This is a genomic window from Pseudoalteromonas sp. SG44-1, assembly GCF_014164315.1.
GTDB lineage: Bacteria > Pseudomonadota > Gammaproteobacteria > Enterobacterales > Alteromonadaceae > Pseudoalteromonas > Pseudoalteromonas rhizosphaerae.
Map to the genome: position 1 here is coordinate 15,134 of NZ_JACJEW010000031.1, position 20,533 is coordinate 35,666.

14 protein-coding genes are annotated in these 20,533 nt (G+C 41.1%); 10 read left to right on the forward strand and 4 right to left on the reverse strand.

Annotated elements, in window-relative coordinates; all coding sequences use genetic code 11:
• Positions 1 to 194 precede the first annotated feature (194 nt).
• The 8 genes from H5187_RS14675 to H5187_RS14710 all read left to right on the forward strand — a co-directional run bounded on the left by H5187_RS14675 (position 195) and on the right by H5187_RS14710 (position 11,992).
• Positions 195 to 1,391 carry an efflux RND transporter periplasmic adaptor subunit gene (locus H5187_RS14675; RefSeq protein WP_182718582.1) on the forward strand — a complete coding sequence of 399 codons (1,197 nt, stop codon included), beginning with the start codon at positions 195 to 197 and terminating at the stop codon, positions 1,389 to 1,391.
• 14 nt (positions 1,392 to 1,405) lie between these two features.
• Complete coding sequence (locus H5187_RS14680; protein WP_182797988.1) at positions 1,406 to 4,579, forward strand: efflux RND transporter permease subunit; 3,174 nt, start codon at positions 1,406 to 1,408, stop codon at positions 4,577 to 4,579.
• Between the two features lie 123 nt (positions 4,580 to 4,702).
• Entirely contained in the window at positions 4,703 to 5,335 is a 633-nt protein-coding gene (locus tag H5187_RS14685; RefSeq protein ID WP_182740247.1) for a PilZ domain-containing protein, read from the forward strand.
• 87 nt (positions 5,336 to 5,422) lie between these two features.
• A complete protein-coding gene (locus H5187_RS14690; protein WP_182797989.1) occupies positions 5,423 to 6,478 on the forward strand; it encodes an agmatine/peptidylarginine deiminase in 1,056 nt (351 codons plus the stop codon).
• On the forward strand, positions 6,475 to 7,368 hold the full coding sequence (locus H5187_RS14695) for a carbon-nitrogen hydrolase (RefSeq protein WP_145233544.1): 894 nt from the start codon (positions 6,475 to 6,477) through the stop codon (positions 7,366 to 7,368). The genes H5187_RS14690 and H5187_RS14695 overlap by 4 nt, the downstream gene beginning before the upstream one ends.
• A gap of 44 nt (positions 7,369 to 7,412) precedes the next feature.
• On the forward strand, positions 7,413 to 10,886 hold the full coding sequence (gene mfd / locus H5187_RS14700) for a transcription-repair coupling factor (RefSeq protein ID WP_182797990.1): 3,474 nt from the start codon (positions 7,413 to 7,415) through the stop codon (positions 10,884 to 10,886).
• Positions 10,886 to 11,722, forward strand: coding sequence for a peptidoglycan binding protein CsiV (locus tag H5187_RS14705; RefSeq protein ID WP_182793916.1), 837 nt, complete (start codon positions 10,886 to 10,888; stop codon positions 11,720 to 11,722). Before mfd ends, H5187_RS14705 begins: the two co-directional genes overlap by 1 nt.
• An 18-nt stretch (positions 11,723 to 11,740) precedes the next feature.
• Positions 11,741 to 11,992, forward strand: a complete 252-nt coding sequence (locus H5187_RS14710) for a DUF3862 domain-containing protein (RefSeq protein ID WP_149982381.1) — start codon at positions 11,741 to 11,743, stop codon at positions 11,990 to 11,992.
• Between the two features lie 49 nt (positions 11,993 to 12,041).
• On the opposite strand, the gene H5187_RS14715 is transcribed toward H5187_RS14710, so the two are convergent.
• From H5187_RS14715 to H5187_RS14730, 4 genes are all read right to left on the reverse strand, one after another.
• Positions 12,042 to 12,590: an HPP family protein gene (locus H5187_RS14715; protein ID WP_149982382.1), complete on the reverse strand. Its 549-nt coding sequence runs from the start codon at positions 12,588 to 12,590 to the stop codon at positions 12,042 to 12,044.
• 70 nt (positions 12,591 to 12,660) lie between these two features.
• Positions 12,661 to 14,016, reverse strand: a complete 1,356-nt coding sequence (locus H5187_RS14720; protein ID WP_182740239.1) for a hypothetical protein — start codon at positions 14,014 to 14,016, stop codon at positions 12,661 to 12,663.
• Between the two features lie 116 nt (positions 14,017 to 14,132).
• Positions 14,133 to 16,823 (reverse strand): TonB-dependent receptor, encoded by a 2,691-nt coding sequence (locus H5187_RS14725; RefSeq protein WP_182718576.1) that lies wholly within the window; start codon positions 16,821 to 16,823, stop codon positions 14,133 to 14,135.
• An 822-nt stretch (positions 16,824 to 17,645) separates the two neighbouring features.
• Complete coding sequence (locus H5187_RS14730; RefSeq protein WP_259398507.1) at positions 17,646 to 18,068, reverse strand: hypothetical protein; 423 nt, start codon at positions 18,066 to 18,068, stop codon at positions 17,646 to 17,648.
• A gap of 339 nt (positions 18,069 to 18,407) precedes the next feature.
• On the opposite strand from H5187_RS14730, the gene ccoN reads away from it, so the two are divergent.
• Together ccoN and ccoO are read left to right on the forward strand one after the other, a co-directional pair.
• Entirely contained in the window at positions 18,408 to 19,841 is a 1,434-nt protein-coding gene (gene ccoN / locus H5187_RS14735) for a cytochrome-c oxidase, cbb3-type subunit I (RefSeq protein WP_149982386.1), read from the forward strand.
• Between the two features lie 12 nt (positions 19,842 to 19,853).
• Positions 19,854 to 20,528 carry a cytochrome-c oxidase, cbb3-type subunit II gene (ccoO, locus tag H5187_RS14740; protein ID WP_149982438.1) on the forward strand — a complete coding sequence of 225 codons (675 nt, stop codon included), beginning with the start codon at positions 19,854 to 19,856 and terminating at the stop codon, positions 20,526 to 20,528.
• The last annotated feature ends 5 nt before the right edge of the window (positions 20,529 to 20,533 follow it).

The window sequence follows — 20,533 nt, forward strand, 5'->3', positions numbered from 1 at the left end:
TTAAAATGCAATGAAAAAAATAAACACCAGCATATACCTGTAAAAATTTAAGGTATACACTCGTATTTAACTAAGCTAAATGGATTAAGCACCACGTAAGTCAAGCTGATGATAAAATCAACAGAATGTCATGCTATTAGCTTATAAAATGTTACATATTATTTATACTTAACAATTGGAACTGTGGAGTAACCATGCGTCTGTCTTTCGCACCATCAAAATTATCTTTATTCTTATTTACCTCGGCTTCGTTGTTTCTACAAGGTTGTAGTGAAGCACCTAAAGCCGAACAAGCAGCAATGCATCCAGCAGCTGTGGCAACAACCATAGCAACCTATGAAGATGCCCCATTCACTATTGAACTACCGGCAACCTTATCAGGTTCTAAAGAAGTTCAAGTACGTGCCAGAGTAACGGGGATCCTAGAATCTCGTAACTTTGATGAAGGCCAGACAGTTAAGCAAGGTCAGTCACTTTTCACTGTGGATTTAGCCCCCTATCAATTGGCGGTTGAAAGCGCGCAAGCAGCTCTTAATGGTGCAAAAGCATCTTTAGTGCAAGCCGAACGTGAAGTGAAACGATTAGCCAAACTACGTGCTGAGAAATCAGTCTCACAACGGGATTATGATAACGCCAGCTCCACCCAAGATATTGCTAACACGACGTTAGAGGCCGCGAAAGTTGCATTAAAAGAAGCCCAACTGAATTTAGAATATGCGCAAGTAAAAGCACCTGTCGCTGGAGTGGTGGGCCGTGAATTTGTGTCGGTAGGTACTTTTGTATCAGGTCCCGATCTATTATTAACGCAAATTACCCAGTTTGATCCTATTCGTTTACGATTTGGTATTTCTGAGCGTGAACAATTACAAATGCGTCAAGATGTTGCAAATGGCTCATTATCGCTGCCAGAAAAAGGTCAGTGGCACACGAGCATTAAATTGCAAGACGGTTCACTCTCCAATAAAAGTGGCAAAGTTAACTTCTCCGATGTACGTATTAATCCAAATACCGGCACCAGCGAACTACAAGCAATTATCCCCAACACTGATTTTGAACTTCGCCCAGGTCAATTTGTGCGAGTGATGTTAAGTGGTGCGGTACGCAAAAATGCATTTGTAATACCACAACGTGCGGTACTTGATAATGGCACTGGTAAATTTGTTTATGTAGTCGCTAAAAATGAACAAGGCGGCACGATTGCGCGCCCAGCTCCCGTTGAAGTAGGTGAGTGGATCCAAAAGCCAGATAATCAAGGTGATAAAAACTTTTGGTTGATTAAATCAGGCATACAGCAAGGCGATGAAGTGATCATCGATGGTATGGCAAAGATTTTCTTTCCAGGCATGCCAGTGGCCGTTAACAATGCAACAAACAACGTAAGCGCAGAATAGGCGCAGGGAGTTTTATGTTTTCTCGTTATTTTATCGACAGACCTATTTTTGCGTTTGTGATCTCAATTGTTATTGTGCTGGCGGGCCTGGCTGCCATGCGCAGCTTGCCGATCGCCCAATACCCTGAAATTGCCCCACCCGTTGTGCAAGTGACAGCAGCCTATCCGGGTGCGTCGGCTGAAGTACTCGAACAAACCGTAGCCGCGCCGATTGAAAATGCGATTACCGGTGTTGAAGGCATGATGTATATGTCTTCAACCTCGACCAGCTCTGGTGCAACAACCATTGAAATAACGTTTGAAATTGGCACCGATATTGACCAAGCAGCAGTTAACGTCAATAACCGTGTAAAGCAAGTTGAAGCTCGTTTACCTGAAGAAACACGGCGCCAAGGCGTGGTGGTGCAAAAAGGTTCATCGAGTTTTTTGCAAGTTCATGCGTTTTATTCACCGGACGGCACTCGTGATAGTCTATGGACTTCAAACTATGTCACCCTGAATATTTTAGACCGTATTAAACGTGTTCCTGGTACAACGAGTGTACAAATTTTTGGTGCGAAAGATTACGCCATGCGTATTTGGCTGCGCCCTGATGTAATGAGTCAGCTCGGTGTTACTGTTGAAGAAGTCGCAGGGGCAGTTCGCAGCCAAAACTCTCAATATGCAGCCGGTTCGATTGGTGCAACCCCCACTTCACAATCAGCGCAAGAGCTGGTTTACAGTGTTACCGCTCAAGGGCGTTTATCAGAGCCTGAACAATTTGAAGAAATCATTATTCGTTCAAACCTTGATGGCAGTAGCTTACGTTTAAAAGACATTGCCCGTGTTGAACTTGGTGCAAAAGATTATAACTTCAGAGGCACTATCAACGGCAAAGAAGCTGTACTATTAGGTATTTTCCTACAACCTGGTGCCAATGCACTTGATGTAGCAGCAGAAGTTAATGGCGTATTAGCAGAGTTAACTCAGCAATTTCCCACTGGACTTGCTCACTTAAATTCGTACGATACCACCCGTTTTGTTGAAGTCTCGATCCGCGAAGTAGTGAAAACACTACTTGAAGCAATGGTACTGGTTTTCTTAGTGGTGTTCTTATTTTTACAAAATTGGCGCGCCACACTGATCCCAACTCTTGCCGTACCGGTGTCATTACTTGGTACGTTTGCTGGCATGTATATGCTTGGTTATTCTATTAACTCATTGACTTTATTTGGTATGGTACTGTCTATTGGTATCGTAGTGGATGACGCCATAGTGGTACTTGAAAACGTAGAGCGTATCATGCACGAAGAGCATGTGAGCGCCCATGAAGCCGCAATAAAAGCGATGAAAGAAGTATCAGGACCTGTTGTTGCTATTGTTCTAGTACTTTGCTCAGTGTTTGTGCCAATTGCATTTCTAGGTGGCTTAACTGGCGAACTATTCCGTCAGTTTGCGATCACCATTTCAATTGCTGTGAGCTTATCTGGCATAGTTGCACTAACAATGACCCCAGCTTTATGTGTGCTTATTTTAAAACAAGAGCATAAACAAACCGCAAGCTTCTTTTTATGGTTCAACCGTGTATTTACTAAAATAACCAGTAAGTATGTGGGTGCTGTTGGTTTTATGGTGCGCCGAGGCGCATTAGGTTTATTGCTGATGATTGGTATGGTGTCAATTACCATTGGCCTTTGGAAAAGCACTCCAGGTTCATTAGTGCCTGATGAAGACCAAGGCTACTATATTTCAGCTATTTTCTTACCTGACGGCTCATCCCTTGAGCGTACAGAAAAAGTAGTGGCTGAAGTTATTAGCGCCGTACAATCTAATCCTGCCAATGAAAATGTGGTGGCATTTACAGGCTTTGATTTTATTGGCGGCGGTTATAAAAACAGTGCAGCCACCTTATTCGTCACCCAAAAACATTGGGATGAACGAGAGGTTGATACTAAAAGTTTGGTTAATGAGCTGTTTATGAAAACTGCGCATATCAACGAAGCACTTGTTTTAGCGTTTAACCCCCCTGCTATTTTTGGTTTAGGGAGCACTGGCGGATTTGAATTTTATATTCAAAACAAAGGCGCAGGTGGCCCAGAAAAACTGCAACAAGCCATGGGTTTAATGATGGCTGAAGCACAAAATAGCCCTATTTTAAGTGGCCTACAAACGTTGTGGCGACCAAATGCACCGCAACTTAAAGTTGATGTAGATCGTGAACAAGCCCGCGCAATGGGCATTGAAATTGACGATGCCTTTACAGCCCTTGCCGGCACACTGGGTACTTATTATGTGAACGACTTCAATAAGTTTGGCCGAGCTTGGCAAGTACTCATGTCAGCAGAAGCTGAATTTAGAATGAAGCCTGATGACATTGGACGAATTTATGTAAAAAACAGTCAAGGTACTATGGTCCCTATGTCTGCGTTTACTAATATTGAATATAGCCGCGGACCAGAAAATCTAAATCGTTATAATAACTTGCCTGCGGTAAAACTGCTCGGTAATGCTGCACCCGGTTACAGCTCTGGCCAAGCAATTGCTGAAGTTGAACGTATTGCAAAAGCAGTATTACCACCGGATATGACCTACGACTGGACCGGCTCTGCGTATCAAGAAAAACGCAGCTCAGGTACCACAGGAATTGCTTTAGGCCTTGCGGTGATCATGGTTTTCTTAATCCTTGCAGCACTATATGAGCGTTGGTCATTGCCACTATCGGTGATGCTAGCATTGCCATTTGGAACCTTTGGCGCATTGGTATCAATCTGGTTAGTAGGCATGACTAACGATGTGTACTTCCAAATCGGCTTAGTGACCTTACTTGGTTTAGCCAGTAAAAATGCCATTTTGATTGTTGAATATGCATTGATGAAACATCAACAAGGTTGGAGCGCAAGCGCTGCAGCACTTGAAGCTGCCCGCCTTCGATTTAGACCCATCATCATGACTTCGATGGCCTTTATTTTAGGTGTAGTGCCATTAGTATTGAGCTCAGGCGCCGGTGCAGGTGCACGTCATAGCGTTGGTACTGGCGTTATGGGCGGCATGATGGCAGCAACCTTCCTTGCCGTGTTCTTTGTACCACTGTTCTTTTATTGGTTAACTGAGCGCAAACTTACTGAAAAACGCTCGCGAGCAGATTTATCCGATGAAATTGCAAGCCACCACAAGCGTGAACATGTCGACACCCAAGAGGGTAATTTATGATTTAAGCTCAGCTACAAAAATATAAGGGCAAACAGTGGTTTGCCCTTTTTTATGGTAATTTGATAACTAGCAATTTTATACTGTCGGCGCTACTATTAAACTATTGCGTCGAGGAGCCTTATGATGAATAGTGAAAAATTAACCGAGTTTGAGCAGTACTTTCAGATTGATGAAAGTAATCGAGTAAATTTATTTGCTGTTGACGATAGCAAAGTGCCTACTACCTTAGCGCAACTAGAAGCAGATATCCCACCGTTATTTAAATTGGCCAATGAGGTTAGTGAATTAGAGCAAAGCTCGTTAAGACCATTGCGTAGCCTTGGTGATTTGGCACAAGAGCTTGCCGTATTTTTACAAGCACAATCGCGTAAAATCGACTTGATCATGAGCCATATATTAGCCTCAGAGCAGCCCGAAGATAACGCCATTTATTGTGATAGCTACGGCGGTGGCGGTGTCAAACTAACCGATACAAAAGTCTACTCTATTGGCCAAGTATTTCGCACTAAATTATTTTTACAGCATGAAGCCTCTGCTATTTATTGTTATACCGAGGTAGTTGCGGTTAATAAGATTGACGATGAACACTACCAATACACCCTACTTTTTAAAGCCATCCGCGATACTGATCAAGAACTTGTGGTACGTGCTAGTTTACATGCACAAACCAGACAACTGAAAAAGCGTCAGCTGCTGCAACATGAAAGCGACAACTTTGATAACCAAGACACAACAGAGCCAACAAAACCAGAATAATATAGATACTAGCAACCCTCATTTTGAAGTGGCTTGGCTATAGTTGAAATGCTAAACTAATAGCACCTTTGTTTGTTTATTAAATTCATGAACTTTAGACTTTTACCCGAATGGGCTGAGCAAGACGCCGTTATGCTCACTTGGCCACACCAAGCCACTGATTGGTGCGACAATTTAACCGCTGTAGAGCCTGTATACGTGCAATTATGTCAGCATATTTGTAATGCAGAGCAATTAGTGATCATCGCTCATGATGAAGCCTTAAAAACACACATTAGCCAGTTATTGCATACCAACGCTGTTGATTTGAGCCGCGTGCATTTTGTTGTTACTCCCTGTAACGATACGTGGGCACGTGATCATGGCCCATTAACCTGCGCCGCAGTTGCTGATAATAGCCAACTAAAAATTGTTGATTTTACCTTTAATGGCTGGGGTAATAAATTTACCAGTGAATTAGATAATAAAATTAATGCGGTACTAGTTAAACAACTTGCCGATACGCGCAATCAATACCACGTGCTTGATTTAGTTCTTGAAGGTGGCGGTGTAGAGATTGATCAACACGGTGTACTATTGACCACCAGTGAATGTTTGCTTAATCCAAATCGTAATCCAAATCTAACCCAACAAGACATTGAACAGTGCTTGCGTGAACAACTTGGCGCCACCGACTTTTTATGGGTTGATCATGGCTATTTAGCCGGTGACGATACCGACAGTCATATCGACACTTTAGTGCGTTTTGCGCCTAATGATACCTTAGTGTATGTAAAGTGTGATGATAAAAATGACCAACACTTCAGCGCTCTTGATGCCATGGAAAAGCAGTTACAAGGTTTTAAAACAACAACAGCTAAACCTTATACCTTAATTGATTTACCATGGCCAAAAGCCGTATTTAATGATGATGGCGACAGGTTACCTGCCACCTACGCAAATTATTTAATCATTAATGGAGCTGTACTTGTGCCTATTTATGCTGATGCCAATGACGAATTAGCCTTAGCACAAATTCAAACGGCCTACCCTGAGCATCAAATAATAGGCGTAAACTGCTTACCAATTATTCATCAATTTGGTAGTTTACACTGCATTACTATGCAATTACCCCGTGGATTTTTAGCTGGAGCATCATTATGAGCAGCCCTGCAAATTTAACCGTTGCCTTAGTGCAGCAAAGTAACAGTGATAATGCCGCACAAAACATGGCAAAATCAATTGCCGGTATTCGCGATGCCGCAAGCCAAGGCGCACAACTGGTGGTGTTACAAGAATTACATCGCAGTCTGTACTTTTGTCAAACCGAAGATGTTGATGTATTTGATTTGGCAGAGACTATTCCTGGCCCAAGTAGCGACACTTTAGCTGAGCTTGCAAAAGAATTAAGCATTGTTATTGTTGCCTCTTTATTTGAAAAACGTGCCACAGGGCTTTATCACAATACTGCGGTAGTGCTTGAAAAAGACGGCACAATTGCGGGTAAATACCGTAAAATGCATATCCCTGACGATCCAGGCTTTTACGAAAAGTTTTATTTCACTCCGGGTGATTTAGGTTTCGAACCAATTCAAACTTCTGTCGGCAAACTTGGTGTCTTAGTGTGTTGGGATCAATGGTTTCCAGAGGCTGCGCGTTTAATGGCAATGGCCGGTGCTGAACTATTAATTTACCCAACCGCAATTGGCTGGGATCCACGTGATGACGAAGGCGAGAAAACACGTCAAAAAGATGCGTGGGTAATATCGCAACGCGCACATGCGGTTGCCAATGGCGTACCCGTGATTAGTTGTAATCGTGTCGGTCATGAAAGTGATCCAAGTGGTCAAAGTGAAGGTATTCAATTTTGGGGTAACTCGTTTATAGCGGGTCCTCAAGGTGAACTGCTAGCAGAAGCCAACAACACTGATGAGCAACTGTTACTTGTTGAACTTGATCAAAAGCGTTCTGAAAATGTAAGACGCATTTGGCCGTACCTACGCGACCGTCGTATAGATCATTACCACGATTTAACCAAAATATATCGCGATTAAGAATAAATTAGCGCCTCAGTTGAGGCGCATTAAAGGAGTAGTAAATGGCGTTTGCGCAATGGGCAGCCTTGCCTTGGGTAAAATCTCAAAAAGATAAAATTCAATGGGGGCAACTCACTGGCAGTGGTTTAAGTATTGCCATTGCACAAGGAGTTAAACAACAAGCTGGCTTAGTGCTTATTGTTACCCCTGATACACCCAGTGCATTGCGCCTTGAAACAGAGTTGGAGTGCTTGCTCCCCGAGCATCCAGTAATGATATTCCCTGATTGGGAAACGTTGCCTTACGATCATTTCTCACCCCATCAAGATATAATTTCATCGCGCTTAGCCACCTTAAATACTTTAAAAAAAGAACAACAAAGTGTATTAATTGTGCCTGTGTCTACCTTGATGCTACGTACCGCCCCTGCTTCGTTTATTTATGGTTCAACCATTAATTTTAAAGTCGGTGATATTCTCGATACCCACAAACTTCGCAGTAACTTAGAGCAAGCAGGCTATTTACATGTGCAACAAGTCATGGAGCATGGTGAATACGCCATTCGTGGCTCGATTGTTGATTTATACCCAATGGGCAGTCCGCATCCATTTAGACTCGATTTTCTTGATGACGAACTTGATACCATTCGTTTATTTGATGTTGAAAGCCAACGCTCGGATGAAAAAGTCGATAAAATTGAATTACTACCTGCTCATGAGTTCCCTACCAACGAAGCCGATGTTGAACGATTTAGAATAAACTACCGTGAAAAATTTGGTGCCAGCTCATCGCAAGATTCCGTGTATATGCAAGTGACCAAAGGCAATTGGCCTGCTGGTATCGAATATTATATGCCGCTGTTTTTTGAGCAATTAGCCACTATCTTTGATTACCTGCCAGATACTGCAACAGTGATGCAACTGGGAGATTTAGAAGATGCTGCGGAGCATTTTTGGCATGATATTAATGTGCGTTATGAAAACCGTCGAGTCGATCCACTGCGCCCGTTACTTGAGCCAGTTGCACTTTATCAACCCATTAATGAACTGTTTGAAAATTTAGGCAACTTTGCTCGCATTCGGTTATCGCAAGCAAAACTCGCGACAAAAGCAGGCAATAAAAATCTAGTCACCAGCGAGTTACCCGCAATACGCATTGATCATAAACTACATGAACCCTATCAAGCATTTATAAATTATGTAGCAGCGCAAAAGAAACAAAAAGGCCGTATCTTACTGTCAGTAGAATCCGATGGTCGCCGTGAATCTCTGCTCGCTATACTTAAACCCAGTGGCTTAAAGTTTAAAGAGTTTTCATCATTCGATGAATTTGTAAATAGTAGTAGCGATGTTGGCTTAATTGTCAGCCCACTAGAACAAAGTGTGGTACTTGGTACAAAGCCCGCATTATCCATTGTTACTGAACAAGAATTACTTGGCATTAAAGTATCGCAGCGTCGCCGTCGTAAACATAAATACGAAGCTAGCCAAGATGCGCTCATCCGTAACTTAGCTGAACTTAAAGTTGGCCAACCGATTGTACACTTGGATCATGGTGTAGGCCGCTACCAAGGTCTGCAAACGATTGATGCGGCGGGACTGATCACTGAGTTTGTAACCATTACCTATGCCAATGAAGCAAAGTTGTATGTGCCAGTGTCAGCCCTGCATATGCTCAGTCGTTATTCTGGTGGCGAAGAAGCCAGTGCACCGCTGCATAAACTGGGATCTGATGCTTGGGAAAAAGCGAAAAAACGCGCGGCGGAAAAGGTACGTGATGTGGCCGCTGAATTACTCGATATTTACGCCCAGCGCCAAGCAAAACCGGGGAATGCCTTTAAACTTGATGGTGCTGCTTATCGCGTCTTTAGCGATGGGTTTCCATTTGAGGAAACTGACGATCAGCGTAACGCTATCGAAGCTATGCTAGGTGATATGCAAAGTAAACAAGCAATGGATAGGTTAGTCTGTGGTGATGTAGGTTTTGGCAAAACTGAAGTTGCGATGCGCGCCGCCTTTGTTGCTGTAAACGACAATAAACAAGTAGCCGTTTTAGTACCAACTACCTTGCTTGCACAACAACACTTTGAAAACTTTAAAGATCGATTTGCCGACTTACCCATTGAAGTCGGTGTGCTGTCTCGCTTTAATTCACCTAAAGAACAAAAAGACACCCTAGAAAAAATGGCTAAAGGTACCTTGGACATCGTCATTGGTACTCACAAATTGATCCAAGCCGATATTATATTTAAAGATCTTGGCTTGCTCATTGTCGATGAAGAACACCGGTTTGGGGTACGTCAAAAAGAGAAGATAAAATCACTGCGTGCCGATGTTGACATTTTAACACTCACTGCAACACCTATCCCACGTACATTAAATATGGCCATGAGTGGTATGCGTGATCTTTCAATCATCGCTACCCCTCCTGCAAAACGCTTAGCGGTTAAAACATTTGTTCGTCAACGCGATGCAGATTTGATCAGAGAGGCGGTATTGCGGGAAATAAAGCGTGGTGGCCAAGTATACTTTTTACATAATAACGTTGAAACTATTGACCGCGTGGCAGAAGAAATTAGTGAGTGGGTACCTGAAGCAAGCGTCGCTTCTGCCCATGGCCAAATGCGCGAACGTGATTTAGAACAACTGATGAGCGAATTTTACCACCAGAAATACAACGTACTCGTATGTACTACCATCATTGAAACGGGAATTGATATCCCCACAGCAAACACAATTATTATGGATAGAGCCGATAAACTAGGCTTGGCGCAGTTACATCAGTTACGGGGTCGAGTTGGTCGCAGCCATCATCAAGCTTATGCTTACTTATTAACGGGTAATCCTAAAGGGCTGTCGAAAGATGCTGTAAAACGCCTTGAAGCCATCGAGTCACTGGAAGATTTAGGTGCCGGTTTTGCACTCGCAACCCACGATTTAGAGATCCGTGGTGCTGGTGAGTTGCTTGGTGATGATCAATCAGGACAAATGCAGACCATCGGCTTTAGCTTATATATGGAAATGCTTGAGCAAGCTGTGAAATCTCTTCGTGAAGGCAAAGAGCCTACCCTTGATAACTTGCTACAACAACAAAGTGAAGTGGACTTAAAATTAGCCGCTTTACTGCCTGAAGATTATATTCACGATGTAAATGCGCGACTAGGTATTTACAAACGGGTTGCCAGCTGCGCTAACCTAGATGATATGGACGAATTACAAGTTGAGCTGATTGATCGCTTCGGCCTGCTGCCTGATGCAACTAAAAACCTATTTAGTTTGCAACAACTGAAACTCAAAGCCAGCGAATTAGGCATTAAAAAAATTGAAGCAAATCCAAAAGGTGGCTATTTTGAGTTTAGTCAACATACTAAGGTTAACCCTAGCTTCATTATAGGTTTGATACAAAGTGCACCTAAGGTGTATAAAATGGATGGTGCAAATAAGTTGCGCTTTGCGATCGATGAGGCGAATGCCCGCGAACGCTTAAAAATGGTCACTGCAATGATTGCAGATTTCGAAAAAAAGGTTAGCCATTAATGTTGCTTAAAAAATCTCTTATCCTATTGTGTTGTGTATTTAGTAGCACAGCATTTGCAGAACGTTGGTTTGAAGTAGAAGTACTGATATTCAAACAGCGCCCTGCCCCTTATTTGCAAGAGGATTTTAGCTTAGACAAAGAGCAAATTAAGGCCAAGCGTAGCGTTGATTTACTGACACCACTTTATACTGCGCAAGCTAAACAGGAGTGTATCAACGGCGACACTCGCTTTAATTCACAGTCATTAACCGATTCTGTGATTGGTGCCAATCGCTCTAATTTATGTGATGGCAGTATTGACTACCTACACAGTTACTCAGCACTGCCACTTAGCCCAATAGCGCCTGTTAAAGACGATATGGAGCAAACCTACCTACTTGCTCCCGAACAGCTACAATTTATATCACAACAGCAAGAGCTGGCGCAAAAAGGACTCAAGCCTATACTTCATACCGGATGGCGTTTTGAAGGTGCGAGCCAATCTCGCTCTGAAAGCATTAAACTGTTTGGCGGTAAATTATTACGCGCTCCTGTGATTGCGCAAACGCCACAGTATACAAATAATGACTTTATTAGTTTAGTCAACACCAACCAGAGCATAGCCCCAGTAGTTGAACAAGCTACGGATCAATGGGAGCTAGATGGTAGCTTTAATATTTACTTGCGCCATTATTTATTTATTAATGCCAGTTTTGATGTGAATGAAAGACAAGCCAACGGTGAAATCCAACACGCTCGGTTCGCACAATTCAAACGTGTTATAAGTGGCGACATTCATTATTTTGACCATCCTAAAATGGGCATGATTGTACAAATTAGAAAATTCAAACACTAAATAAAGGAAGATGACCGAATGAAAAAGCTTTTAATTATTGCTGCAGCATTAAGCCTAGCAGCTTGCTCAAAAGTAAGCTTAGAGAACTACGAAAAAATCGAAATTGGCATGGATAAAACTGCAGTAGAAGCTATTTTAGGCAGTGCTGATAATTGTGTTGAAAAAACCCTACACACAAATTGTACATGGGGCGATGACAGTAAAAACATTGAAATAACCTTAGTGTCAAACAAAGTATCTTTGTACAGTAAAACTGGTTTAGAAAAATAAACCATTGCAGTAGGTAGTAACAAACTTACTACCTACTGACTTAATGTTATTACCACCAATAAACAGGATAATGACGTTTAGGATTGCGTGATAAATTATTAACTAGCAACCCAACTAACAGCATAATTGTCGTACCAAACAACACAGGGCTAAGCACATAGTAATAACCAAGCTGTTGTATACCATTACCACCAATAACCGCAATCAATGCAGTAGCGCCACCGGGAGGATGCAAAGTACGTGTTAAGTGCATAACTGCAACTGATAATGATACAGCCAAAGCACTTGCCAACATTAAATCAGCAGTTAGCAGTTTTGCCACAGTCACACCTACCAACGCGCTGAGAGCATGACCGCCAATAAGATTGCGCGGCTGAGAAAACTCCGCTAATGGCGCACCGTAAACAAGCACTGCAGTTGCACCTAAAGAACCAATTAAAAATAAATTAGTTAACGGATCAAACTGTAAACTTTTACCAATTATAGCAACCAAATAAATGCCCAAAAATGACCCAAGTAAAGACCACATAATTTTACTCATTGGTTTACGTGGTGGACATTGACTGGTTGCGGCCATCCTGGAAATCAGAAAGCGCATATCACTTCCCCTCAAGCTGTGTAAAATGAGGGAGATAATACCTGATAGATAAGAAAATCGACGACAACTTTTATTCCATTTCGCTATAAATAAGCTCAATACTAACAATTTTACTTCTATTTAAAGTGATTTTATAACGCTGATACTTTATCTCTTCGTCATTTTGATATGAAAGCACTACATTTAGTTGATAGCGGCGCTCCACACTTTGTTTTGATATTTTATTACTATCAAGATGATACAGTTTACCTTCGCCTTTTTTTAAGTTCCGCGCAAACGCCGCTAAACTAAACTGCAAGGTCTGTTGCAAGCTATCATAACCAGGTAAAAACTCTTTTGCATTAACCCGAATTTCACTGGCAAAGTGCAGCCATTGCGCTGCTTGTTTATTTTGTTGACGTCGTTTTGAAAATATTTTTCGTACATCCTCTGGAATATGTTTAAAGCGTGTATATTCAAGCCAGATGTATTGTGTAGCTATTTTATCTTTGGTTACACTATTTCGAAATTGAAACCGCCATTTTGGCCGCCCTTTCACAATGGCTCGCCAAATAACTCGTGTTATGTCTTCTTTAAAAATTTCTCGCATCCCGTAAATAGCGCCCAAAATGATCACTAATGTCGCAGTCACTTCGGTAAATGAGATCCGCGCATTCAGAACCACAACCATAACAAGCGCCATTATAATCGCTGTAACGGTTCCTTTAACCAATCGTTTTAAATAACTATTAAGGTAACGAGTATTACGATTTAACACCACACCATGCTCAATCAAACGCTGTAAAAGACGCATCTTATTGGTGATCCGGTTTGCATCCTGAAGGGTTGATTCCGAGTTATATTGCAGCTCATGTCGATAATCTTGCTCGGCTTTACAAAAATTCATCAGATCATTACGCTCTTTCGCGAAATCACTGCTACGAGGCCCTTCGTCAAGTAATTTTAAAAACGACTGCTCAATATGCCAACTCAGATAGTTATCTGCATTGGTATAAAACGAGATCAGTTTTTCATCATCTGGTGTGTAACGCCTTAGTTTTTTAAGTAAGCTTTGACTTTGTTCACATAATTCAATAGCGCGCTGATAAAACTCATCAACTTCTTCAATCTTCAAGGTATCTTTGATATCGGTATCAATCGCTAGGCGGACTTGATAACAATACAAATTGAGGTTTTGCCGATAGTCTTGTTGTTCACCTTTATTTTTACTAACAAAGCGACTGCGCACTAAAGGTAAATGGATATTATTGGCGTTATACGCTAAATACGATTTGAAGTGGTTATTAAAATACGATTCTTCTGTTAACGTTTGCGGATTGATGCCCATTTCATTCGGAATAGAAAAATACATATCAATGCGCTGTTCAGAGCGCGGGCTCAATTCAGGTTCAATTATAAAGGATAAGTTTTCATCCTGTTTTAGCAATCAGCTCTCCTAATAAGTAAAAAGATGCCTCTAGTTTACTGCCACACTTTCATTTGTTCAATAAAAAAAGGCCTAGTAAAAACTAGGCCTTAGATAAAATCAAAGTTACTTACTGATTAAAGTTTAACATTCACACCAGCAAAGAAACGACGACCTAATACATCATATGTGAACGGATCAGTATTTGAATCGTAGTTACCTGAGTAATAAGGTGGTTGTTTATCAAATAAGTTATTTACACCAGCTGAAACACTCACGATATCATTTATCATATATGAGCCACTTATATCGTGGTATACAATAGATGGAGTCGTTGGTGCAATACATTTACCCGGTTCATTACGACATGTAAAGCTATCCATTCCGGCAATATAACGGGCTTCATACGTTGCATCCCAGCTATCACTGCTTGCTGTAAGGTGGAAGTTTGACTTAAGATCTGCAAAACCACCGCTACCATTTGTAACGTAGCCTTGGTAATCAATCACAGCACCAGTGTCTACTACATACTCGTCTAAATATGTTGTATCTAAGCCTGCTTTCCAAGCTACACCTAATGCATCAAATGAATACGCTAAGTTTAAATCAATACCTGATGTTTTTTCAGAACCGATATTACGTAACTGGTTATTAAATACTATACGACCATCTGGACGTATAAATGCACCGGTATTTTCACACAGTGTAGTACCTGTGCCGCTAGGATTAATACATTGATCAACAACGAATTGACTAGTGTAAGTACTGATCGCATTTTCAATTTCAATATCGTAGTAATCTACTGTCATTGAAAAGCCGCTAATCCACTCAGGCTCATACACAATACCGAATGTTAATGTATCAGCTTCTTCTGGAGTTAAAGCTGTATTACCACCAACAGTAACTTCAGCTTGATCGTCTGCGCCAGGGTAAGTTACACCATCATAAGATATTGCTTTACCAGAATACAATTCATCAACAGTAGGTGCACGGAAAGCTGTTGAACGCACAGCACGCATCATTAGCTCGTCTGTTGCTCTCCAAGTTAAACCTAACTTCCAAGTATTATCTGAACCAAAGGTGCTGTAATCAAAAGCACGAATTGCCGCACTTAATTCAACACTTTGCGCTAAAGGTGCATCTGCTAATAATGGAATTGCAAATTCGACATAAGCTTCATCAACATCAAAGCCGCCACTTGTTGGATCGATACGAGGATCATTACCTAGACCTTGTGCAGCAATTGAGTCAGGATCTTGCCATGCTTTTTCTTGACGATGCTCTACGCCAGCAGCAAATGCAGCATAACCTGCAGGTAGTTCAAACATCTCACCAGACAGTGAACCAGCAACGATAAATAACTGGCTGCCACCTGATTCTTGTTCTTTGTAAATATAAGGATTTACATTTGCTTGAGCCCAATCAGCTTCATTTAAAGGATTAAATGTGCCAGCATCTACGGCCGCTTTTAACGCCGAAACATTGTGAAGATTGCTGGTTTTACTTACTGAATCGTTACGACCAAAATTTGCAGAAAGATCCCAAGAGTAATCATTAATTACACCTTCAGCACCAACAACTATGCGCACAGTATCTACAGTTTGGGTGTAGTTACGAGTACCACTTTCGCTCATACGACGACGGTAGCTAATTGGGTCACCTGCAGCGTAGTTGGTTGGCGTTGTAACATAATCACCATTTGCATCTTCTACAAACGCATTATTAACAACTTGACGTTTATCATACGTTTGGCCTAATAAGCTATTGCCCATAGTGCTTGGATCGTAGTTAAATGCAAAGTTAATTGGTTGTGGAGCTAACTGCTGCTCTGACCAACGTTTAGTATAAGTGAATTCACTGAAGAAATTTGTATCGTCGGTAAGTTCATATGTACCAAGACCCGTAATATTTAAACGATTCATTGGTGTATATAAATAGCTACTTTTTGAGTAGTTGTATGCATCAGCTGCTGTTGTGTAGCGATGTAAAGTACCGCCTAGTCCACTTAAACCACTGTCGTCAGCAACACCCGTCTTCTCTAATTCACCATCTTTATTTAAGATATCAGCCGTCACATTACTTTGAATGTGTCCACCTTCGCTGAATGAAGAACCACCACAATATAGGCCATTTGCGCCTTCTAGTAGTGGGCAGCTTGAGAAGTCACGATCACTTTGGCTTGCTTGGCCACGATTAGTGTACTGAGCACCAAAAACAATGTTACCTTTATCAAAAGAAGTACCAACTGTAAAATCAATTGAATTTTCAGTTGCATCATGCTTTGAAGTCATTGCAGTGTTTACATTTAAATCTAAACCTTCAAAGTCATTTTTAAGGATGATGTTTACAACACCTGCCACAGCATCAGTACCATAAACAGCAGAAGCACCATCTTTAAGTACTTCAATTTGCTTGATCATTGATACTGGAATAGTGTTTAAATCAACGGTAGACGCTGCACCAGTCCCTGAGTTGATCATACGACGACCGTTAACAAGCACTAAAGTACGTTGAGAACCTAAACCGCGAAGGTTAATCGATGCGTTACCGCCAGATCCATTATTAACACCAGGGTTTGTCATTGCGCCGCCTGTAGCGGTCATCTTTTGTAATACGCTATCGATGCTTGTTGCACCCATTGCTTTAATATCATCGGCGCCAATTAATGTAACTGGGCTAGCGGTTTCCATATCTGAACGCTTAATGCGAGAACCCGTTACTTGAATTTTTTCGATAGTTTGCGCCGCATTTTCAGCTGCTGCTACTTGCATTGTTGAAAACATAGGAATAGCTGTGACAACAGCTAAGCCAATCATAGATTTTTTCATGTGAAACCCTACTTGTTGGAGAAATACCTTGCTCAGGTAGCGCTCGTTTTATTTGAGAATATCGAGTCAGCGATGGCAACTTAGGCGGATTTAACTGAATGAAATCTGAATGAGTGGTCAATAATTATCTTTGTGATTATTGATAAACCTGCAACAGGTACGTTAGTTAATGAATGTTTCATTGTTAACTAGTTAATACACTTTAAGTTCATAAACTTAAGGACAAACAAAAACATTTTAAACATGTATGAAATCAAACTAATGGATTTTGTAATTATATGTAATTAACGTATAAAAAATACCTAAATCAGAAAATTTCACAAGTTAATCACATCATTTTATTAAAACTGCAAAACTGACCAACAACTGCTAACCATAGTTATGCAATAATTTTGCGTATTTAAGCTCTATGCAACTTTTTTGATAGCAATGTAGTGGTTTTTAGCTTTGTTCATTGCAGCTTAATGTCAAAATAAGGTGGTTTTATGCGCACTCTATAAATTTAACTGAAAATATAAAAACGAGGCGAGACTTAAACTGAAAACTCTGATTTACAAATAGATACTCAACTTAATGTTTAGCGTATTATTTCAGTAAATATTGCTTTGAAGTGTTTTGATGAGTTAAAGGTTCAATTAAAAAAATGGGTCCAGTGCATTATTAATGCATGAAGTCAGCTAATACTTAGCTAATGAAGGTACCAAAAATTGCGTGTATGGATGGGTAGAATAATTGATAACGAACGTTCGTAACTCTATACTCTAAGCTTCGGGTAGCAAACTTCTTAACCAACAATCCGATTTAATATGAATTAAACTGATATCAATAAATCGCATCAAAGTAATAAAATATCTGCTTAAATTGGCCCTGTGGATTTTTAACTTCGAGTGTCAACTTCCAGGTCATATTACGCTCGGAACAAATGCCAACCATACCTTGCGCGACTAAAATATCATTACGCGGCTCAAACAACACTGGAATATATCCCATATACATAGTGATACCTTCAAGCTTAGCACTGTGAACTAACAATGTGCTTGGTAACGATAAATGTATTTCAAAAGGCGTCTCTGGTGTTATTTGTTGCTCACTCAACCAAATTTTCACCTGATTATCATACTCGCATAACTGATTTGGCCGACAACTTGCATCTTGGGTTTGCGCTTCTATACTTAGCGGTTGTGGGCCACACGCCATTAACATATGCAATGCGCTTAAAAACACAACTAAAAGCTTAATTGGCATAGTATTCCTTAGATAAATTAAAGGCCGATACTAATCAGCGTACTGTTAAAATACAACCACTGAACAAAATTCTTACACAAATGTACAAAAGTGTGTCAAAAAATAGCCAACTGCATGTGAAAAATTGATTGATGTCATAATTTTATGCAATTGACCTATCTTTTTTAGGCCAAAAATTTTATCATTTCCCCGCAAAAATAAGGGTTTCTCGAGTTTGTTTTCTGAAGCAGTCAAGGCATTGAGGGTTTTTTGATAACATACTTGAGAATAATAGTAGGCCCCACTTTATAAAGTGGGTAATTCATTTCTAAACGCATTTATTGCAGCGGAAGCCAGAAAATGAGCCAAACAGTAGCATCACAAACTGAGTACAACTATAAGGTTGTACGCCAATTCGCTATTATGACAGTGATTTGGGGCATCGTTGGCATGAGTATTGGGGTTCTGATTGCTGCCCAATTAGCTTGGCCAGCACTTAACTTTGATACACCATGGTTAACATACTCTCGACTACGTCCGTTACACACGAACGCAGTTATTTTCGCATTTGGTACCAGTGCACTTTTTGCAACATCTTATTATGTTGTTCAACGTACTTGTCAAACGCGCCTTCTTTCCGACAAATTAGCCGCCTTTACATTTTGGGGCTGGCAGTTAGTTATCGTACTTGCGGTTATCACTCTACCTCTAGGTATAACAAGTTCAAAAGAATATGCTGAGCTTGAGTGGCCAATCGATATTCTAATCGCTATTGTCTGGGTTACCTATGCAGTTGTATTTATGGGCACCATTGCTAAACGTAAAGTGTCTCATATCTATGTTGCTAACTGGTTCTATGCTGGCTTTATCATTACTGTTGCAGTACTTCATATTGTTAACAGCATGGCAGTACCAGTATCACTGACTAAGTCATACTCAATCTACGCCGGTGCAGTAGATGCTATGGTTCAGTGGTGGTACGGTCATAACGCTGTAGGTTTCCTATTAACAGCTGGTTTCTTGGGTATGATGTATTATTTCGTGCCTAAACAAGCTGGTCGTCCAGTTTATTCATACCGTTTATCAGTTGTTCACTTTTGGGCATTGATATCACTGTATATCTGGGCTGGTCCTCACCACTTACACTACACTGCACTTCCTGATTGGACACAAAGTTTAGGTATGGTGATGTCAATCATCTTATTCGTTCCATCTTGGGGTGGTATGATCAACGGTATCATGACGTTATCTGGTGCATGGCATAAACTACGTACTGATCCAGTACTACGTTTCTTAGTTGTATCGTTGTCTTTCTATGGTATGTCGACCTTCGAAGGCCCAATGATGGCAATTAAATCAGTTAATGCTCTTTCTCATTACACTGATTGGACTGTTGGCCACGTTCACTCTGGTGCGCTTGGTTGGGTTGCAATGATTTCTATCGGTGCTATTTACCACCTTATCCCTGCGTTATTTTCACAAGGTCGTATGTATAGCGTGAAACTTGTTAATACACACTTCTGGTTACACACTGTGGGTGTTGTACTTTACATTGTAGCAATGTGGATCTCAGGTGTTATGCAAGGTCTAATGTGGCGTGCAGTAAATGCCGACGGTACATTAATGTACAGCTTTGTACAGTCGCTACAAGCATCACATCCTTTCTATGTTATGCGCTTCTTAGGCGGTGTATTCATCGTCACAGGCATGCTGGTTATGGCTTATAACGTTTACCGTACAATTTCAGCGAAGAATGATTCGTTGAAATTAGATGCGCAAGCACAATTAGCATAACGGAGTGAGATGATGAGCAATAAAAATTCACAAAACAAACATGAAATAGTCGAAAAAAATATCGGCCTTATGGCTATCTTGACTGTTTTTGCTATCAGCTTCGGCGCATTAGTAGAGATCACTCCACTGATGTTCCAAGACGATACAACAAAGCCAGTGGATGGTTTACGTCCACTAAACGCGCTGGAAATGGAAGGCCGCGATATCTATGTACGTGAAGGTTGTTATAACTGTCACTCACAAATGATCCGCCCTTTCCGTGATGAAGTAGAACGTTACGGTCACTACTCTGTTGCTGGTGAATCAGTATGGGATCACCCATTTCAATGGGGTTCTAAACGTACTGGTCCTGACCTAGCACGCGTAGGTAAACGTTACTCGGATGACTGGCATTATGCTCACTTAGTGAATCCACGTGCTGTGGTTCCTGAGTCAAACATGCCAGGTTTCCCTTGGTTAGCAGAGGATCGTGTTGACACTAGCCTTACTCTGAAAAAGCTTAAAATTTTCCGTGATACATTTGCTATTAATCCACAAAACCCAGCTCACCCTGGTTTAGGATATGGTAGTGATGAAGAACTAATCGCTGATGTTGCTAAAGTTGATGCAATGAATGACGGTAAAGGTGCGACAGAAATACAAGCCCTTATCGCTTATTTGCAACAACTTGGCACGCACTTGAAGTAATTAAT